This is a genomic window from Burkholderia sp. Cy-637, from assembly GCF_011753175.1.
Taxonomy (GTDB): domain Bacteria; phylum Pseudomonadota; class Gammaproteobacteria; order Burkholderiales; family Burkholderiaceae; genus Burkholderia; species Burkholderia gladioli.
In genome coordinates, this window is record NZ_VWWC01000073.1 from 1 (window position 1) to 18,190 (window position 18,190).

21 protein-coding genes and 1 riboswitch are annotated in these 18,190 nt (G+C 68.9%); of the genes, 16 read left to right on the forward strand and 5 right to left on the reverse strand.

Features of this window, described 5'->3' with window-relative positions; all coding sequences use genetic code 11:
* On the forward strand, nucleotides 1-614 hold a 614-nt coding region (locus tag F3J10_RS19365; protein WP_167242782.1), incomplete at its 5' end, for a MetQ/NlpA family lipoprotein.
* On the forward strand, nucleotides 614-1,618 hold the full coding sequence (locus F3J10_RS19370) for a flagellin N-methylase (protein ID WP_167242783.1): 1,005 nt from the start codon (nucleotides 614-616) through the stop codon (nucleotides 1,616-1,618). The genes F3J10_RS19365 and F3J10_RS19370, both read left to right, overlap by 1 nt.
* A 134-nt stretch (nucleotides 1,619-1,752) precedes the next feature.
* Here the strand turns inward: F3J10_RS19370 and F3J10_RS19375 are convergent, their stop codons facing one another.
* A complete protein-coding gene (locus F3J10_RS19375) occupies nucleotides 1,753-2,199 on the reverse strand; it encodes an Rrf2 family transcriptional regulator (RefSeq protein WP_166913692.1) in 447 nt (148 codons plus the stop codon).
* A gap of 118 nt (nucleotides 2,200-2,317) precedes the next feature.
* On the opposite strand from F3J10_RS19375, the gene F3J10_RS19380 reads away from it, so the two are divergent.
* From F3J10_RS19380 to F3J10_RS19405, 6 genes are all read left to right on the forward strand, one after another.
* Nucleotides 2,318-3,238, forward strand: a complete 921-nt coding sequence (locus tag F3J10_RS19380) for an NAD(P)/FAD-dependent oxidoreductase (protein ID WP_166913691.1) — start codon at nucleotides 2,318-2,320, stop codon at nucleotides 3,236-3,238.
* Nucleotides 3,239-3,501: 263 nt separating this feature from the next.
* Nucleotides 3,502-4,365 carry a TauD/TfdA family dioxygenase gene (locus tag F3J10_RS19385; RefSeq protein ID WP_345791223.1) on the forward strand — a complete coding sequence of 288 codons (864 nt, stop codon included), beginning with the start codon at nucleotides 3,502-3,504 and terminating at the stop codon, nucleotides 4,363-4,365.
* A gap of 118 nt (nucleotides 4,366-4,483) precedes the next feature.
* A complete protein-coding gene (locus F3J10_RS19390) occupies nucleotides 4,484-5,539 on the forward strand; it encodes an ABC transporter substrate-binding protein (RefSeq protein WP_167242784.1) in 1,056 nt (351 codons plus the stop codon).
* A 126-nt stretch (nucleotides 5,540-5,665) separates the two neighbouring features.
* Nucleotides 5,666-6,598, forward strand: a complete 933-nt coding sequence (locus F3J10_RS19395) for an ABC transporter ATP-binding protein (protein WP_167242785.1) — start codon at nucleotides 5,666-5,668, stop codon at nucleotides 6,596-6,598.
* Nucleotides 6,595-7,476 (forward strand): ABC transporter permease, encoded by an 882-nt coding sequence (locus F3J10_RS19400; RefSeq protein WP_167242786.1) that lies wholly within the window; start codon nucleotides 6,595-6,597, stop codon nucleotides 7,474-7,476. The genes F3J10_RS19395 and F3J10_RS19400 overlap by 4 nt, the downstream gene beginning before the upstream one ends.
* Nucleotides 7,477-7,568: 92 nt before the next feature.
* Nucleotides 7,569-7,725: riboswitch (FMN riboswitch) on the forward strand.
* Between the two features lie 70 nt (nucleotides 7,726-7,795).
* Complete coding sequence (locus F3J10_RS19405) at nucleotides 7,796-8,308, forward strand: 6,7-dimethyl-8-ribityllumazine synthase (RefSeq protein WP_036038686.1); 513 nt, start codon at nucleotides 7,796-7,798, stop codon at nucleotides 8,306-8,308.
* A 213-nt stretch (nucleotides 8,309-8,521) separates the two neighbouring features.
* Here F3J10_RS19405 and F3J10_RS19410 read toward each other — a convergent pair whose 3' ends face one another.
* Together F3J10_RS19410 and F3J10_RS19415 are read right to left on the reverse strand one after the other, a co-directional pair.
* Entirely contained in the window at nucleotides 8,522-9,901 is a 1,380-nt protein-coding gene (locus F3J10_RS19410) for an amino acid permease (RefSeq protein WP_025100326.1), read from the reverse strand.
* A gap of 198 nt (nucleotides 9,902-10,099) precedes the next feature.
* On the reverse strand, nucleotides 10,100-10,300 hold the full coding sequence (locus F3J10_RS19415; RefSeq protein ID WP_166913685.1) for a hypothetical protein: 201 nt from the start codon (nucleotides 10,298-10,300) through the stop codon (nucleotides 10,100-10,102).
* Between the two features lie 269 nt (nucleotides 10,301-10,569).
* On the opposite strand from F3J10_RS19415, the gene F3J10_RS19420 reads away from it, so the two are divergent.
* From F3J10_RS19420 to F3J10_RS19450, 7 genes are all read left to right on the forward strand, one after another.
* Nucleotides 10,570-11,256 (forward strand): CsgG/HfaB family protein, encoded by a 687-nt coding sequence (locus F3J10_RS19420; RefSeq protein ID WP_167232047.1) that lies wholly within the window; start codon nucleotides 10,570-10,572, stop codon nucleotides 11,254-11,256.
* 50 nt (nucleotides 11,257-11,306) lie between these two features.
* Nucleotides 11,307-11,777, forward strand: a complete 471-nt coding sequence (locus F3J10_RS19425; RefSeq protein ID WP_167242787.1) for a DUF4810 domain-containing protein — start codon at nucleotides 11,307-11,309, stop codon at nucleotides 11,775-11,777.
* 12 nt (nucleotides 11,778-11,789) lie between these two features.
* Nucleotides 11,790-12,476 carry a DUF799 domain-containing protein gene (locus F3J10_RS19430; RefSeq protein ID WP_036038692.1) on the forward strand — a complete coding sequence of 229 codons (687 nt, stop codon included), beginning with the start codon at nucleotides 11,790-11,792 and terminating at the stop codon, nucleotides 12,474-12,476.
* A gap of 387 nt (nucleotides 12,477-12,863) precedes the next feature.
* Nucleotides 12,864-13,172 (forward strand): DUF3649 domain-containing protein, encoded by a 309-nt coding sequence (locus tag F3J10_RS19435; RefSeq protein ID WP_167242788.1) that lies wholly within the window; start codon nucleotides 12,864-12,866, stop codon nucleotides 13,170-13,172.
* A 92-nt stretch (nucleotides 13,173-13,264) separates the two neighbouring features.
* A complete protein-coding gene (locus F3J10_RS19440) occupies nucleotides 13,265-14,938 on the forward strand; it encodes a PepSY-associated TM helix domain-containing protein (RefSeq protein WP_240155642.1) in 1,674 nt (557 codons plus the stop codon).
* On the forward strand, nucleotides 14,938-15,219 hold the full coding sequence (locus F3J10_RS19445) for a DUF3325 family protein (RefSeq protein WP_166913682.1): 282 nt from the start codon (nucleotides 14,938-14,940) through the stop codon (nucleotides 15,217-15,219). Before F3J10_RS19440 ends, F3J10_RS19445 begins: the two co-directional genes overlap by 1 nt.
* A gap of 61 nt (nucleotides 15,220-15,280) precedes the next feature.
* A complete protein-coding gene (locus F3J10_RS19450) occupies nucleotides 15,281-15,505 on the forward strand; it encodes a hypothetical protein (RefSeq protein ID WP_167242790.1) in 225 nt (74 codons plus the stop codon).
* Between the two features lie 42 nt (nucleotides 15,506-15,547).
* Here the strand turns inward: F3J10_RS19450 and F3J10_RS19455 are convergent, their stop codons facing one another.
* Both F3J10_RS19455 and F3J10_RS19460 read right to left on the reverse strand, forming a co-directional pair.
* A complete protein-coding gene (locus F3J10_RS19455; protein ID WP_167242791.1) occupies nucleotides 15,548-15,940 on the reverse strand; it encodes a hypothetical protein in 393 nt (130 codons plus the stop codon).
* A gap of 100 nt (nucleotides 15,941-16,040) precedes the next feature.
* Nucleotides 16,041-16,766 (reverse strand): TetR/AcrR family transcriptional regulator, encoded by a 726-nt coding sequence (locus F3J10_RS19460; protein WP_025100337.1) that lies wholly within the window; start codon nucleotides 16,764-16,766, stop codon nucleotides 16,041-16,043.
* A gap of 238 nt (nucleotides 16,767-17,004) precedes the next feature.
* On the opposite strand from F3J10_RS19460, the gene F3J10_RS19465 reads away from it, so the two are divergent.
* Nucleotides 17,005-18,186, forward strand: coding sequence for an isovaleryl-CoA dehydrogenase (locus tag F3J10_RS19465; RefSeq protein ID WP_025100338.1), 1,182 nt, complete (start codon nucleotides 17,005-17,007; stop codon nucleotides 18,184-18,186).
* Nucleotides 18,187-18,190: the final 4 nt, after the last annotated feature.

Below are 18,190 nucleotides of genomic sequence, written 5' to 3' on the forward strand. Positions count from 1 at the left end.
TCGACGATCCGGCGCGCATCGACGCGGCCCTCGCGGCCGGCCGGCTCGATGCGGCGAGCTTCGAGGACGCGCGCCAGCTCGAGGCCACGCGCCGCGCGCACGGCTACGCGCTGAGCAGCGTCGCGACCACCGTGAGCTTGCCGCTCGCGCTCTATTCGCGACGGCTGCAAGGCCTGAGCCAGTTGCGTCCCGGCGCGACCGTGGCGATCCCGGCCGACCGGCGCGGCGCCTCGCGCGCGCTGGTGCTGCTGCAGAACGAGAACCTGCTGAGGCTGCGCGAGGCGGCCGGGCTCGATGCCACGCGGCGCGACGTGCTCGGTAACCGGCTCGGGCTGCGCCTGGTCGAGCGGCCCGCTGGCGAGCTGCATGCCGCGCTCGATCATGCCGACCTGGTGGCGATGGATCGCGAGACCGCGCAGCGCGCCGGCCTGCAGCCGGGGCGCGACAGCATCGGCACCGAGGACGCGCGCTCGCCCTACGCGAGCGTGCTGACGATCCGCGATGCCGATCGCGGCCAGCCCTGGGTCGGCGAACTGGTCGCCGCCTATCACGCCGAACCGCTCGCACACTTCCTGCTGGTGCGCTACCAGGATTCGGTGCGGCGGCCCTGGTGATGCCCGGCGTGCCCGCGCGATCCTCTGTTGCGCCGATCCGGCTGGTGCCGCGCGGCGCCTCGTTCGCGCTGGCCTGTCATGCCTGCGGACGCTGCTGCAACAGCCCGCCGTCGCTGTCGATGCGCGAGCTGTTCCGGCATCGCGAGCGTTTCGTCGCCAGCATCGCGATCGCGCGCGTGCCGCGGCGCCGGCTCGGCGAGCGGATCCGGCTCGGCGAACTCGGCCACGAACTCGATGCCGAGGACCTCGCCGCGCACGATGCGTTGGCCGATCGTCTCTATCCGCGTATCGCGCCCGGCGGCGATTGGTTGTCGCTGAGCTTGCGCGGCCACGACTATGCCTCGCGCGAACGATGTCCCGCGCTGTCCGACGACGGCCATTGCAGCCTGCATGCGGCGGGCAAGCCGGCGATCTGCGAGGCGGTGCCGCTCGATCCGCTGGCGCCCGATCGCATGCAGGCTTTCGTGCTGGGCGCTCGACGCGAGCAGGCCGAATGGATCGGCGCCGGGTGCTTGAGCGAGAGGGGCGAACCCGATGTGACGGACGCTGCCGAGCCCTTGGTCGAAGCAGGGCGCGTGCTGGCCGGCGCGGCGCTGGCGGCTTGTCGGGAGGCGCTGGACGTGGAGCGCGCGATCTGGCGCGATGCGATCGCCGCGCAATTGATCGCGAGCGGCCCGGAATGGGCGAGAAGTTGGGCGCAGCTGCCGCCGGGTGCGCACCTGACGATCCCCGCCGTTCCCGCCTTGCTGGCGATCTCGCGAATTTCATCGCGCTGCCGCGAGGCAACGATCGAGGTGCTCGATTGCCAGCGCCGCCTGATCGGCGGCATGGTCGAAGCGGCACTCGAACGGCGCTTGCCCGAGGATCGCGCCACCACGCGCGAACTGCGCGCTCATGCCGAAGCCTGTGAGAAGGCGCGGCGCGAACTGGCATCGACAGGCGCCGCGCCGGTGTCACCAGCTATCGACAGCGCGGCGGTGGAGGCGTGGCTCGGCCTCGCCTGACGTGCCCGCGATCTCGGCAGGATTCACTGCGGCCGGCGAGCGTTGTGACGAAGAAAGCGGAAAACGCGTTCGTGATCGATCGAACCCGGCCGACGCAAGCAAGCACGCCCGGTAGGCAGCGGATCACGCGCCGCTCAGCCTTGTTCCCCTTGCGCGTGCTCCGGCATGGCGCGTTCGAAATCGCCGGCCAGCGCCCCCAGCGTGACCTGGCCCAGCTTGGCCAGCAAGGCTGCCTCGGCCTCCTCCAGCGTCGCGCGCAGATGCGCGTTGACGGCGCGCTCCACCAGGCATTGCGGGTGATCCTCGGACACCAGCTCCGAGAACAGCGGCGGCTCGCCCACCGCGCGATAGACGTCGAGCAGGGTGATCGCATCGAGCGAGACCGCCAGCGTCCAGCCGCCGCCATGCCCCTTTTCCGATTGCACGTAACCCGCGTCGCGCAGGCCGCCGAGCAGGCGCCGCACCACCACCGCATTGGTGCAGAGCATCGCGGCGATCGCCTCGGAGGTCAGCGGTCCCTCGGCGCGGTTCATGTGGATCAGCGCGTGCAGCATCCGTGACAGGCGGCTATCGGTTCTCATGGTTCTCCGGGTTCGATCACGCAACATGGCGAGTTGCAAGACGGATGGTACACGCCTATCATGCAACTCTTGATGTTCCATGAAATGGCCGCCCACGTCGGCGGCAACGGGAGGACCCATGCAGTCACACCATGAAGTCGTCGTGATCGGCGGCAGTTTCGCGGGCCTGTCGGCCGCCATGCAACTGGCGCGGGCGCGTCGTCGCGTGCTCGTGATCGACGGCCGGCGGCCGCGCAATCGCTTCGCCGCGCATTCGCACGGCTTTTTCGGGCAGGATCGGCGCGCGCCGGCCGACATCATCGGCGACGCCACCGCGCAACTGGCCGAGTACCCGAGCGTCGAGATCCGGCTCGGCGAGGCGCATCGGGCGAAGCTTGACGAGGGCGGCGAGGGCGGCTTCGTGGTCACGCTCGAGGACGGCGCCACGGTCACGGCCGAGCGCCTGATCCTCGCCACCGGCGTGCGCGACGAGCTGCCGGAGGTGGCGGGGCTGGCCGAGCGCTGGGGCGTGAGCGTGCTGCATTGTCCGTATTGCCATGGCTACGAGATCGGCGAGGGGCAGCTCGGCGTGCTGGCCACGCACCCGATGTCCTTCCACCAGGCGATGCTCGTGTCCGACTGGGGCCCGACCACCTGGTTCACGCAGGGCGCCATCGAGCCCGCCGCCGAGGAGATCGCCCAACTCGAGGCGCGCGGCGTGAGGATCGAGACGAGCCCGGTGGTCGAGTTGCTCGGCGCGGCCCCCGCGCTCGACGGGCTGCGCCTGGCCGACGGGCGCGAATTCGCGCTCAAGGCCTTGTTCGTCGGCACCCGCACGCAGATGGCCAGCGACCTGGCCAGGCAGCTCGGCTGCGAGATCGAGACCACGCCGTTCGGCGAGATCGTGCGCGTCGACGCGATGAAGCAGACCAGCGTGCCCGGCGTGTTCGCCGCCGGCGACGCCTCGAACGCGATGACCAATGCCACCTTCGCCTCGGCCTCGGGCGTGATGGCCGGCGTGGCCGCGCATCGCTCGCTGGTTTTTCCGGAAGCACATTGAGGGCCGGGTGGCGATCCGGCAAATTCGACCGGCTTCGCCGCCTGCCCGCGTCGCGATCGCGTCGGATTCGATGCCGGCGGCGGCAAGGATCGCGGTTGCCGCGTCCCTGGCCTCGTTATGACCGCCGCTCATATTCGTATCCGATTTGCTTCGTTGTTTTGTGGCGCGCGCGGTCGTAGATTCTGGTTTTTGTTAGCCAGGAATCGTCGAACGTGTCCGTTTCCGCCGCTGTTGCTTCCCCCGTATCCGCCCCGGCCGCGCACGTGGTCGCGCCCCAGCATTTCGAGATCCTGCCGTTCGACGGCGCGCTCGGCGCCGAGATCGTCGGCCTCGACCTGTCACGGCCGATCGGCGAGGACGATTTCGCCCGCATCCACCGCGCCCACCTCGACCATCACGTGGTGGTGTTTCGCGACCAGCGCATCACGCCCGAGGAGCACGTCGCCTTCAGCGCGCGCTTCGGCCCGCTGCAGCGGCATGTGCTGGCGCAGTTCGCGCTGCCGGGCCATCCCGAGGTGCTGATCGTCTCGAACATCCTCGAGAACGGCCAGCCGATCGGGCTCGGCGACGCCGGCCATTTCTGGCATTCCGACCTGTCCTACAAGGAAAAGCCGAGCCTGGGCTCGCTGCTGCACGCGCAGGAGCTGCCCGCCGAGGGCGGCGACACGCTGTTCGCCAACATGCACCGGGCCTGGGACGCGCTGCCCGAGCCGCTCAAGCGCGAGGTGGAAGGGCGCCGCGCCGAACATACCTACCTGGCGCGTTATGCCGAGCTGCAGGCGCGCAGCCCGTGGCGCCCGAACCTGACGCCCGAGCAGATCGCCCAGGTGAAGGCCGTCGATCATCCGATCGTGCGCACCCATCCCGAGACGGGGCGCCGCGCGCTGTTCGTCAGCGAGCACTTCACCACGCGCATCGTCGGCCTGCCCGAGGACGAGAGCCGCGCACTGCTCGACGAGCTGTTCGCGCACAGCGTGCGCGACGAGTTCGTGTACCGCCATCAATGGCGCGAGCACGACCTGGTGTTCTGGGACAACCGCTCGCTGATGCACCTGGCGGCCGGCACGCCCGATCACCTGCGCCGCAAGCTCTATCGCACCACGATCGAGGGCGACGCGCCGCGCTGAGGCGCTGGCCGATCCAGCGCCTCGCCGGTTCGCATCGATGTCGTCGCGGCGTGCTTCGCGCCGCGATGGCCCGTCGTGCGCCCGCTTCCCGCTTTCCTTTCCCGCCAAGAGGTTCCCGATGTCGTCTTCGTTCCGCGCCGCGTTCGCGCGCCCCCGTTTTTCCGCACGCCGCGCCGGCGCCTCGTTGCTGGTCGCGACGCTGGCCGTCGCCGGCTTCGGCGCCGCCGTGCCGGCCCATGCCGAGGGCAGGATCCGCATCGCCGAGCAGTTCGGCATCGTCTACCTGATGCTGAACGTGGCGCGCGACCAGCACCTGATCGAGCAGGAAGGCAAGAAGGCGGGGCTCGACATCCAGGTCGACTGGGTCAAGCTGTCGGGCGGCGCGGCCGTCAACGACGCGCTGCTGTCGGGCGCGGTGGACATCGCCGGGGCCGGCGTGGGGCCGCTGCTGACGGTCTGGGATCGCACCCGCGGTCGCCAGGACGTGAAGGGCGTGGCCTCGCTCGGCAACCTGCCGTACTACCTCGTCAGCAACAACCCGAGCGTGAAGACCATCGCCGATTTCACCGACAAGGACCGCATCGCGGTGCCGGCCGTGGGTGTGTCGGTGCAGTCGCGCGTGCTGCAGTATGCGGCAGCCAGGCAGTGGGGCGACAAGTCCTACGACCGCCTCGACAAGCTCACCCAGGCGATCCCGCATCCCGACGCGGCGGCCGCCATCATCGCCAACAGCAGCGTGATCACCGGCCATTTCGGCAACCCGCCGTTCCAGCAGCAGGAACTGGCCGGCAACCCGAAGGCGCACATCGTGCTCAATTCCTACGACGTGCTGGGCGGCCCGAGCTCGGCCACCGTGCTGTACGCCACCGAGAAGTTCCGCGACGCCAATCCGAAGACCTATCGCGCCTTCGTGGCCGCGCTGAACGACGCGGCCAGGCTGATCGCCGCCGATCCCGAGCGCGCGGCCGACATCTACATCCGCGTCAACCAGTCGAAGATCGATCGCGCGCTGCTGCTGAAGATCCTGCGCGACCCGCAGGTGCAGTTCAAGACCGCGCCGCAGAACACGCTGGGGCTCGCGCAGTTCATGCATCGCGTCGGCGCGATCCGCAACGAGCCGAAGACGGTGCACGACTACTTCTTCGACGATCCCGCCACGCAGGGCGGCAGCTGATCCGCGCGAACCGGCCGGCATCGCGCTTACCCGCCGCTGGCATTTGCATAGCCGCAATGATTGGTTGGGATCGCCGGGCGCCGCCGGTATGTTGATGTTTTATCCGTTGCACCGTCGAGGTCGAGCATGAGTCTGTCGAACGCCTGGTCCGCGCCGCATGTCGCGCGCGCCGGAAATGACGCGCAAGCCGCGCCGCGCGCCGCCCGGCGCGGTGAGGCCGGCGCCGCTGCCGAGCCGGGAGCCGGCGAGGCGCCGCTGTTGTCGGTCGATCGCGTCACGCTCGAATATCGCAGCGGCCAGCGCATCGTGCGTGCCACCCAGCGCGTGAGCTTCGAGGTCGATCACGGCGATCGCTTCGTGCTGCTCGGGCCTTCCGGCTGCGGGAAGTCGACCTTGCTGAAGGCGGTGGCCGGCTTCGTCGAGCCGGCCTCGGGCGGCATCTCGCTCGACGGCCGGCGCATCGACGGCCCGGGCGCCGATCGGGTCGCGGTGTTCCAGGAGTTCGACCAGCTTCCGCCCTGGAAGACCGTGCTCGAGAACATCGCGTTCCCGCTGCGCGTGGCGCGCAGGCTGTCGCGCGCCGAGGCTCGCGAACGCGCCGGCCACTATCTCGACAAGGTCGGCCTGTCCTCGTTCGCGAATGCCTATCCGCATACGCTGTCGGGCGGCATGAAGCAGCGCGTGGCGATCGCCCGCGCGCTGGCGATGCAGCCGCGCGTGCTGCTGATGGACGAACCCTTCGCCGCGCTCGACGCGCTCACGCGCCGCAAGATGCAGGAGGAGCTGCTGCGGCTGTGGGACGAGGCGCGCTTCACGCTGCTGTTCGTCACGCATTCGATCGAGGAGGCGCTGGTGGTCGGCAACCGCATCCTGCTGCTGTCGCCGCACCCGGGCCGCGTGCGCGCCGAGCTGAACAGCGAGCGTTTCGCGCTCGACAGCATCGGCAGCGACGATTTCCAGCAGAGCGTGGCGCGCATCCATCACCTGCTGTTCGACGCGCCCGAGGCGCCCGACGCGACGGCCGAGGACGCGGCACCGGCCCAGGAGCAATCCGCATGAGCACGCCATTCCCGCATCCCGGCGCCGGCGCGCCGGCCCGCCCCGAATACGAGCTGCCGCTGGAGCCGGCCGATGCCGGCACCGACAGCGTGCGCGCCTCGCTGGCCTCGCGCGTGCTCGGCTCGAGCGCGCTGCGCCGCGTGCTGATCAGCGCGGTGCTGATCGCGGCCTGGGAGATCGTCGCGCGCCTGGTCGACAACGACCTGCTGGTGCCGACCTTCGTCGCCACGCTGCGCGCCTTCGTGGAGGGCATCGCCTCGGGCGAGCTGCTGGTGAAGACCGGCATCTCGCTGTCGGTGCTGCTGCGCGGCTACGCGATCGGCGCGGTGCTGGCCTTCGCGCTGACCTCGGTGGCGGTGTCCACCCGCATCGGCCGCGACCTGCTGTCGATGCTGACCGCCATGTTCAATCCGCTGCCCTCGATCGCCTTGCTGCCGATCGCGCTGCTCTGGTTCGGGCTCGGCACCGGCAGCCTGCTGTTCGTGCTGGTCCATTCGGTGCTCTGGCCGCTGGCGCTGAGCATGTACACCGGCTTCCTCGGCGTGCCGGCCACGCTGCGCATGGCGGGCCGCAACTATGGCCTGCGCGGGCTGCGCTTCGTCTGGCTGATCCTGGTGCCGGCCGCGCTGCCCTCGATCCTGTCGGGGCTGCGGGTGGGCTGGGCCTTCGCCTGGCGCACGCTGATCGCGGCCGAGCTGGTGTTCGGCGCGAGCGCGGGGCAGGGCGGCCTGGGCTGGTACATCTTCCAGAACCGCAACGAGCTGTACACCGATCGCGTCTTCGCCGGCCTCGCGGCGGTGATCGTGATCGGCCTGCTGGTCGAGCATCTGGTGTTCGATACGCTCGAACGCCTGTCGATCCGGCGCTGGCACGCGTGAGGGCGAAACCGGCCGCCGGCGTGTCGCGGCGGCCGTGCACGCGTTTTCGGCGATTGTGATAAATTTTCGCCGCGGCGCACTTCGGTGCGTCGCAACGTTCTCAGGGCGGGGCGAAATTCCCCACCGGCGGTAATCGTGCCTCGTGCACGTAGCCCGCGAACAGCTCGCGCCAGGCTCACCTGCGCGATGCCTGCCGACCCGGTGCGATCCCGGGGCCGACGGTCATAGTCCGGATGAGAGAGAGCGGGGTTTTTGCCGCACGCGCAAGGCGTGCGGTGTGGCCCTGTGCGCCCATTCAACTCAAACACAGGACCTGTCGATGACTCAGCCGTATTCCGTTTCCCAAACTTCCCCCCGCCGTATCGCCTTTATCCAGTCCTGCTGGCACAAGGACATCGTCGACCAGTGCAAGACCTCGTTCGTCGCCTCGCTGGCGGCCGCGGGCATCGCCGAGTCGGAGATCGACTTCTTCGAGGTGGCCGGCGCCTTCGAGATCCCGCTGCACGCCAAGCTGCTGGCGAAGACCGGCAAGTACGCGGCCATCGCCTGCGCCGGCCTGGTGGTGGACGGCGGCATCTACCGCCACGAGTTCGTCGCGCAGGCGGTGATCTCGGGCCTGATGCAGGTCGGCCTCGAGACCGAGACGGTGGTGCTCAGCGCGGTGCTGACGCCGCATCATTTCCATCACGGCTCGCACGAGCACACCAGCTTCTTCCACGAGCACTTCGTGGTAAAGGGCAAGGAACTGGCGCACGCCTGCGCCGATACGGTGGCCAAGGTCGCCGCGCTGCGCGGCGCGGCAGAGGCCACGGCCATCAAGCAGGCCGCATGAGCCGGTGCCCGGGCCGTTGATTCCTGAACGGGCCTGACGGCAATCCGCAACGACAACGCCCGATGCATGGCATCGGGCGTTTCGTATTCGACGACCCGATTCCTGGTTGCCGTTCAGCTTTCCGGATCATCCCCGAACTCGCGGAGCTCTTGCGAGCAGCGGCAGGCTCGGGCGATCTTCGCGGCCCACCCGCGCATGAATCGCGAGCGCCGCTCAGCGCTCGCCGGCCCGCCAGCGCAAGGACGTTCCGCGCCGGCGCACCTGATAGACCAGCCACAGCCACACCAGCCAGCCCATCCCGGCATAGAGGGCAACGCGCGTGTCGTCGAACCAGCCGATCATCGCCACCACGAACAGCATGAAGGCGATCGCCAGCGCCGGGCCGAGCGGCCACAGCGGCACGCGGAACTTCAGCGCCTCGACCTCGGCGCGCGGCAGCCGGCGCCGCATCGCCACCTGCGAGAGCAGGATCATCAGCCAGACCCAGACGGTCGCGAAGGTGGCGATCGCCGCCACGGTCTGGAACACGTCCTTCGGCGTCAGGTAGTTGAGCACCACGCCCACCAGCAGCGCGCCGGCCATCACCAGCACCGTCATGTAGGGCACGCCCTGTTTCGAGGTGGCGGCCAGCAGGCGCGGCGCCTGGCCCTGTTGGGCCATGCCGTACATCATGCGGCCCGCGCCGAAGATATCGCTGTTGATCGCCGAGATGGCGGCGCTGATCACCACCACGTTGAGGATGCTGGCGGCCGACTTCACGCCGAGCGCCGAGAAGATCTCGACGAAGGGGCTGCCGCTGGTGCCCACGCCGGTCCAGGGGAAGATCGACATCAGCACGATCATGGTCAGCACGTAGAACAGCAGGATGCGCACCGGCACCGCGTTGATCGCGCGCGGGATCACCTGCTCCGGGTTCTTCGCCTCGCCGGCGCTCATGCCGATCACCTCGATGCCGCCATAGGCGAAGATCACCACCGACAGCGAGGCCACCAGCCCGCCGAAGCCGTTCGGCAGGAAACCGCCGTGCGACCAGAGATTGGCGAGCGAGGGCGCGGCCGCGTCGGCGCTGCCCAGGTGCATGCCGACCGCGAGGATCGCGATGCCGCCGACGATCATCGCGCCGATCGCCACCACCTTGATGATCGACAGCCAGAATTCGAGCTCGCCGAACACCTTGACCTGGCAGAGGTTGAGCCCGCAGATGATGGCCACGATCGCCAGCACCCAGATCCATTGCGGCACGCCCGGAAACCAGAAGCCCATGTAGATGCCGAAGGCGGTCACGTCGGCGATCGCCACGATCACCATCTCGAGCGTGTAGGTCCAGCCCGTCACGAAGCCCGCGAAGGGGCCGAGGTTGTCGCTGGCGTACTGGCCGAAGGAGCCGGCCACCGGCTCGCGCACCGCCATTTCGCCGAGCGCGCGCATCACCATGTAGACCGCCGCGCCGCCGACGATATAGGCGAGGATCACGGCCGGGCCGGCCAGGCGGATGGCGGAAGCGGAACCATAGAACAGGCCCGTGCCGATGGCCGAGCCGAGTGCGAGAAAACGGATGTGACGCGCGCCGAGATGGCGTTGCAAGTGCTTCATCGTGTCTCCGTGATTGGATTGGCGGGCCGGCATCATGGCCGGCCGCAGCGCCCGAAGTTGTCTAGTCAAGTTGGATCGGGCGGGGATCATCATACCAATGCTCGGCGCGCGGAAAAAGGGGCTGGGGAAGCAAGAATGCCGCGTCCTTTCGGAAGCTCGAATCAAGCCGAGGCGCGCCGATCAGGCCGATCGGCTTATTCACAAATCACTTGAATGAACAATTGGAGGATTCTGATTTTCTTTAATTGTTGCAAGATTCCCGCATCCGGCCCCTGATGATTCGCGTTTGATGCTACCGTTCGCCACGAGAGAAAAATTCGTAAGAATGATAATGACGAACCACCAGACCAGCCGCCAAACCGGGGTGATGCGCGCAATGACGCGCGTCAGCATGTCCATCGCAGACACCCTCATACCGTGCCGCATCGCCGATGCCGCCGCGCGCCGATCCCGGCCGCCGGCCTCGATCGTCGGCGCCGGCGCCTCGGGCTAGTTCGCCGCCTCCAGCGCGGCGCTGCCGAAGCCGTTTCCTCCCCAATCCGATTCGCGCGAATCGCGTGCGCCCCGGCCAATGCCGGGGCCCGCGCGTGCGCGCGCGGCCGTGCCGGCCGGATCCGGCGCCGGCCAACCGTTCCACCGATGTTTTTCAACCGATGAGGAGCCCCTCGATGACTCAACCCCTTCGTTCCCGCGCCTGCGTGGCGGCCATGGCCGCCGCGCTCGCGCTCGGCCTCGGCGCCTGCGCGACCGAATCCTCGCGCAGCCTGCCGGTGGCGCCGACCCCGAGCGCCCAGGTGCCGTTCGCCGGCAAGCCGGTGGCGATCTCGGTCGGCAAGTTCGACAACCGCTCCAGCTACATGCGCGGCATCTTCTCCGACGGCATCGACCGCCTCGGCGGCCAGGCCAAGACGATCCTGATCACGCACCTGCAGCAGAGCCGCCGCTTCAGCGTGCTCGATCGCGACAACCTCGACGAGATTCGCCAGGAATCGGCCTTCCTGAAACAGCAGCAGGCCGTGAAGGGCGCGCGCTACGTGGTGACCGGCGACGTGACCGAGTTCGGCCGCAAGGAAGTCGGCGATCACGAGCTGTTCGGCATCCTCGGCAGCGGCAAGCAGCAGGTGGCCTATGCCAAGGTGAACCTCAACATCGTCGACACCGCCACCTCCGAGGTGGTGCTGTCGAGCCAGGGTGCCGGCGAGTTCAGCCTGTCGAGCCGCCAGGTGATCGGCTTCGGCGGCACCGCCAGCTACGACTCGACGCTCAACGGCAAGGTGCTCGACCTGGCGATCCAGGAGGCCGTCGAGCGCCTCGTCGCGCAAGTCGACGCCGGCGCCCTGGGCGCCCCCAAGTGAGCCGTGCATAAACGGCCATCCCGCGTTTCACCCTCGACCACACGACCACGATGAAGACCATCACGTTCATCCGCGGCGCCGGGCTGTCGCTCGCCGCCGCCAGCGCGCTGCTGACCGGCTGCGCTGCCCCGAGCACGCCGCCGCTCTACCAATGGGACGGCTACCAGCGCGGCGTCTACGACTACTTCAAGGCTGAGAAATCGCCGCAGGAGCAGATCGACGCGCTCGAGAAGTCGCTGCAGAAGATCCGCGCGCAGGGCCATCGCCCGCCGCCGGGTTTCGAGGCGCAGCTGGGCGTGCTCTACGCCACCGTCGGCAACGACGAGCAGGCGATGCAGGCCTTCCAGGCCGAGAAGGACTCGTTCCCGGAATCCGCCTCGTACATGGACTTCCTGATGAAGAAGAAGGTCGGCGGCAAGGATGCCGGGCCCGATCCCAAGCCGGCCGTCCAGCCCGCCACGGCGCCCGCCGCCGCTTCGGCGGCCCATTCCGACACCACCGCGCAGGCCGCGAACCACTGACCGGAGCTCCCCATGTTGCAACGCATTTCGATCAAGCTGCTGTCGGCCGTCGCGCTGCTGGCCATGCTGGCTGCCTGCGCGGGCCCCGTCCAGCGCCCCGACTACACGGCCTTCAAGCGCAGCCAGCCAAAGTCGATCCTGGTGCTGCCGCCCGTCAACAACACCAACGAGGTGAAGGCGAGCTTCGGCGTGCTGTCGCGGGTCACCCTGCCGCTGGCAGAGTCGGGCTACTACGTGGTGCCGGTCGGCCCGATGGAGGAGACCTTCAAGTACAACGGCCTGACCACGCCCAACGACATCGCCGAGGTGTCGCCCGCCAAGCTGCGTGAGATCTTCGGCGCCGACTCGGCGCTCTACATGACGGTCACCCGTTACGGCACCACCTACCAGGTGATCGACAGCGTCACCGTCGTCTCGGTGAGCGCCAAGCTGGTCGACCTGCGCACCGGCGACGTGCTGTGGACCGGTTCGCAGAGCGCCACCGACAAGGAGCTGGGCGGCATGCACGGTGGCATGCAGGGCGGCGGCATGGTCGGCCTGTTCGTCAACCTGGCCCAGGCGGCCGTCAAGCAGATCGCGAAGACGGTGACCGACGAGAGCGTCGACGTGGCCGGGCTGACCAATGCCAAGCTGCTGTCGGCCGGGCCGCCCAACGGTCTGTTGTACGGGCCGCGCTCGCCGAAGTACGGCACCGACTGAGCCCGCGCGGCGGCGGGTGGCCCGGGTTTCGGCTCGGGCCGCCGTGGCGCCGCCTTGCCATGACCCGTCGGACGGATCCGGTTTTCCGGAGCGTCCGACGGGTTTTTGTCGTTTACGGTGTCGTTCACGGCACCGCCGGCACCGGCTCCCACGGCTGTTACAAATTTTCCCGTCCCCGGCTGTCCCGTTTTCCGTTCTCGCGGGTCATGGCTGCAAGGACCGCTGTGAATGGGCGGTATGATCGCGGCTTCGTCCGCGTGCCGCACTGCCGCAAATCCTCGGAGGATTCGCGGCAGCCGCGGCGTATCACGTGACTTTCGGAACCTGGATGGACAAGCTGTTGAAGCCTTACCCGACCTCGATCGCCGCGCCCGCGGCGCTGACGGCATGAGCGCCGGCCTCGACCGCTGGCGGCGGCTGGCGCCGCTGGCGCCGCTGGTGTCGCGGATCGTCTGCGCGATCGGCGGCGGTTACGCGCTCGGCGCGCTGGCCAGCGTGGCCGCGCTGGCCTTGCCGATCGCGGCGCCCCAGGCGGTGCTGACCGGCATGCTGGCCAGTTTCGCGTTCTACACCGGCGCGGTGATCTGGGTGTTCCTGGCGCGCAGCGCGACCCGCGCCTGGGCGGGGCTGCTGGCGGCGGCCTTGCCGCTCGCGGTGGCGGCCGCCTGCGTCGGCGCGGGAGTGATCGCGCGATGAGCATGGCACCGAACCCGACGACGCAACACGCCGCGAACCAGGGCGTGAAGCCGGACGGAAAGCAGGGCACGAAACCGGATGTGAAGCCGAATATGAAGCCGGACGCAAAGCCGGAAGCGAAGCCGGGCGCGAAGCGCGCCGCCCCCAAGCCGCGCGGCGTGCGCCAGAGCATGTCGGACCTGCATACCTGGGCCGGGCTGCTGTGCGGCTGGATCCTCTACGCGATGTTCCTGACCGGCACGGTCAGCTACTTCAAGGACGAGATCTCGCAGTGGATGCGCCCCGAACTGGCGCACCAGCAGCACACGCCCGACCCGGCCGAGGTGGCCAGGCGCGTGGTCGGCACCATGGCCACGCTGGCGCCGCAAAGCACGCAATGGGGCATCACGCTGCCGACCGATCGCAGCAACGTGGCGAGCGCGTTCTGGCGGCTCACGCCGGCCGAGATGGGCAAGGGGCGCTTCTTCGGCGAGGCCGCCTTCGATCCGGGCAGCGGCCGCGTCACCGCCGCGCGCGACACGCTGGGCGGCGAGTTCTTCTACCGCTTCCATTTCCAGTTCTATTACATGTCGCCGATCTGGGGCCGCTGGATCGCCGGCTTCTGCGCGATGTTCATGCTGGTGGCGATCGTCAGCGGCGTGATCACGCACAAGAAGATCTTCGTCGACTTCTTCACCTTCCGCTGGGGCAAGGGCCAGCGTTCCTGGCTCGACGCGCACAACGTGCTGTCGGTGTTCGGCCTGCCGTTCCACCTGATGATCACCTACACGGGCCTGGTCACGCTGATGACCCTGTACATGCCCTGGGGCAACCAGCTCGCGATGAAGACGCCCGGCGAGCAGGCCGCGTTGAACGCGCAGGTCAGCGCCTTCATCCAGCCGGCCGCGCCGAGCGGCAGGACGGCGCCGCTCGCGCCGGTCGACGCGATGGTGCGCGTCGCGCAGGCGCGCTGGGGCGAGCACGGGGTGGGCATGGTGACGGTGGTCAACCCCGGCGACGCGATCGCGCGCGTGGCGGTGGCGCGCGCCGAGGCCGGGCGCGTATCCTCGAGCCCGCAATACCTGGTGTTCGACGGCGCCACCGGCAAGCTGGCCGAGGTGCACGACCGGGTGGGCGGCGCGGCCGAGACGCGCGGCGTGTTCTACGCGCTGCACCTGGGCCGCTTCAGCGACCTGCAACTGCGCTGGCTGTACTTCATCGTCAGCCTGGCCGGCACAGCGATGGTCGGCACCGGGCTGGTGATGTGGACCGTCAAGCGCCGCCAGCAACTGCCGGATCCGACGCGGCCGTATTTCGGCTTCCGGCTGGTCGAGCGGCTCAATATCGCCAGCATCGCCGGCCTGTCGATCGCGATGACGGCTTATCTGTGGGGCAACCGCCTGCTGCCGCTGGACCTGCCGCATCGCCAGGACGGCGAGATCAAGCTGTTCTTCGCGGTGTGGGGCGTGGCCCTGCTGTACGCGTTGCTGCGGCCGGCGCGGCGCGCCTGGATCGAGCTGCTGTGGCTGGCCGCCGGTTTGCTGGCGCTGCTGCCGGTGCTCAACGCGCTGACCACCGCGCGGCCGTTCTGGCGCAGCGTGGCCGAAGGCGATTGGGTATTCGCCGGCTTCGACCTGATGATGTGGGCCTTCGCGGCGCTGCATGCGCTGCTGGCGATCCGCGTGAGCCGCCATCGCGGCCGGGCCAGCGCCGCGGGCAAGGGCGGGGCGGCCGGCAAGGCGGGCTCGCGCGCCCCGGCCGCGAAACCCGACGAGGAGCGACTCTGATGGTGTCCGCGATGCTGATCGTTTGTCTTGCCGCCTTCGCCTGCCTCGCGCTGGCCATGGAGCGGCACCAGGAAACCGTGTTCGGCAAGGTGCTGGCCGCCGCGCCGACGCGCCTGCTGCGCTGGCTTGGCTGGCTGGGTTTGCTGGTCGGGCTGTGGCTGGCGGTGGCGGTGCGCGGCTGGGCGCTGGGGCTGGTGACCTACAGCGGGGTGACGAGCCTCGCCGCCGGAATCGTGATCGGGGCGCTGATCGTTCGCGAGCGGCGGGGCGCGGCGCGTTGAGCCGATCGCCGGCTCGTCGCGGGATTCATCCAATCAACAAGTCGATAAGAGAGAGGGCGCCATGAAGTGGCTGAAGTGGTTGTTCATCGAGTTCATCGTGCCGATCGCGATCATCATGGCGCTCAATCTCTTGGTCAATTTCGTGCTGACCTGGAGCGGCGTATACGGCAGCTATATCGAGGATGGCGGGACGAAAGCCATAATCAACAGCGTCGGTGGCGTGCTGCTGTACTACCTCGGCAAAACCGTCCACGACGTGCGGCGCGCTCGCCGCTGGCGGAATTGAGGCAATTCCATCGACTGATTTCCGGCCGGCGAGCCGGCCCTCTCAGCCCGCCTCGACGATCAACCTCGCCCGCACCGCGCGAATCCGCCGATCCACGAAATACCCGCCGCCTTCCACATAACGCAGCATCAGCCTCCCGCAATCGCGGCAGGCCCAGACATCGCACTGGTTGTACGGGAAGTAGCGCGGCGCGATCGGCGCCTCGGGCGACCAGTATTGCAGGCCGTCGGGCAGGTATTCGTCGTAGGACGGTTCCGCGCCGTCGTCGGCGCGCAAGGTGCCGACCTGCTCCAACCGGCTCTCGTCGAGCGAGAGCGGCTGCGATTGCCAGCCCTCCAGCGGCGTCCTGCTGCAATCGCAGGCTGCCGCCTGCCGGGCTTCGGCGAGTTCGGCCAGGGCGCGCAGCGCCTTCGCGTCGAGGAGGGGATTCGTCATGAGCGGGCAGGGGATCGGGAGCGGAGCGCCAGTGTAGACGGATTCACCGCGCGGCGCGCTCGGGTCCCGGCGCTCGGCCCGAACGAATCCCGAGCCGCCCTCAATCGCCGCCGAGCCGGCGGTCCATGCGCGTCATCGCCTCGCGCACCTCGCGCTGGAACTGCGCCAGCGCCTGCGCGGCCGGCGCCGGCGGCTGCAGGGCCGCCCACAGCACCTCGATCAACTGGTCGGCGGTGCGCTCGGTATCGAGCGTGCGCCGCCCCAGGATCGCATCCCACAGCACATGCTCGATCGGCCCGAACACCAGCGAGCGCAGCAGGCTCAGCGGCATGTCCTGGCGCACCTGGCCTGATTCGCGGCCGCGCGCCAGCACCTCCATCAGCGGCGCCGTGTAGCGGCGCTGCAGCTCGCCCAGCTCGTCGCCGAGCATCTGCTGCTTGGCGCGGCCCTCCGACAGCACCAGCGCGCACAAGCCCGTGCCGTTCACCAGCATCAGCCGCAAATGGGTGCGCACGATGAAGGCGAACTGCTCGCGCAGCGGCGCGCCGGCCGGCAGCCCGGCCTCGAAGGCGGCGATGTTCTCGTCGTACCAATCGGCGATCACGCGCGCGCACAGCTCGCGCTTGCCGCGGAAATAGCTGAACACGGTCGCCTCGGACACGCCCACGCGCTGCGCGATCTCGGCCGCCGTCGCATGTTCATACCCCTTCTCGGCGAACACCGCCCGGCCGGCGCGCAGGATGTCCTGCACGCGTTGCTGCGACTTGCGGCCGGCGGGCGCGCGGCTGCCCTCGGCGCGATCGGGTCTGACGGGCGTATCGGTCATGGCGTGAACGGGCAAGAACGGAGCGATGCCGCCGATGATAGCCGAGATCCCGATGAAATTTGAGTGACACTCAAAAAATCGTTGACGCGCCCTCGACGCCCGCGCGACACTACGCGCCATCAATCCACATCAAATGACCTGGTTCGATCGATCGACGTCCGGGAACAATTCTGAGCACAACTCAGATCGAGACACCCCACCGGATCGGCCGAACGCACTTTCTGGAATCGGAGGACACATGAGCAACCTGCCCGGCGTGCAATTCATGCTTGGAGAGGACATCGAGATGCTGCGCGACGCGGTGGCCACGTTCGCCGCCAAGGAGATCGCCCCGCGCGCGGCCGAGATCGACCGCAGCGACCAGTTCCCGATGGACCTCTGGCGCAAGTTCGGCGAGCTCGGCGTGCTCGGCATGACGGTGAGCGAGGAATACGGCGGCACCGACCTCGGCTACACCGCCCACATGGTGGTGATGGAGGAAATCTCGCGCGCCTCGGCCTCGGTCGGCCTGTCCTACGGCGCCCATTCCAATCTCTGCGTCAACCAGATCAACCGCAACGGCAACGAGGCCCAGAAGCGCCGCTACCTGCCCAAGCTGATCTCCGGCGAGCACATCGGCGCGCTGGCGATGAGCGAGCCGAACGCCGGCTCGGACGTGGTCAGCATGAAGCTGCGCGCCGACAAGCGCGGCGGCCACTACGTGCTGAACGGCACCAAGATGTGGATCACCAACGGCCCCGACTGCGACACCCTGGTGGTCTATGCCAAGACCGAGCCGGAAGCGGGCGCGCGCGGCATGACGGCCTTCATCGTCGAGAAGGGCATGAAGGGCTTCTCGGTGGCGCAGAAGCTCGACAAGCTCGGCATGCGCGGCTCGCACACGGGCGAGCTGGTGTTCCAGGACGTCGAGGTGCCCGAGGAGAACGTGCTGGGCGAGGTGGGCGGCGGCGTGAAGGTGCTGATGAGCGGCCTCGACTACGAGCGCGCGGTGCTGGCGGGCGGCCCGACCGGCATCATGGCGGCCTGCCTCGACGCGGTGGTGCCCTACATCCACGATCGCAAGCAGTTCGGCCAGTCGATCGGCGAGTTCCAGCTGATCCAGGGCAAGGTGGCCGACATGTACACCAACTTCCAGGCCTGCCGCGCCTACCTGTACGCGGTCGGCCGCCATCTCGACGCGGCCGGCAGCGGCCATGTGCGCCAGGTTCGCAAGGACTGCGCCGGGGTGATCCTCTACACCGCCGAGCGCGCCACCTGGATGGCCGGCGAGGCGATCCAGATCCTCGGCGGCAACGGCTACATCAACGAATACCCGGTCGGCCGGCTGTGGCGCGACGCCAAGCTTTACGAGATCGGCGCCGGCACCAGCGAGATCCGCCGCATGCTGATCGGCCGCGAACTGTTCGCCGAAACGGCCTGAGCCC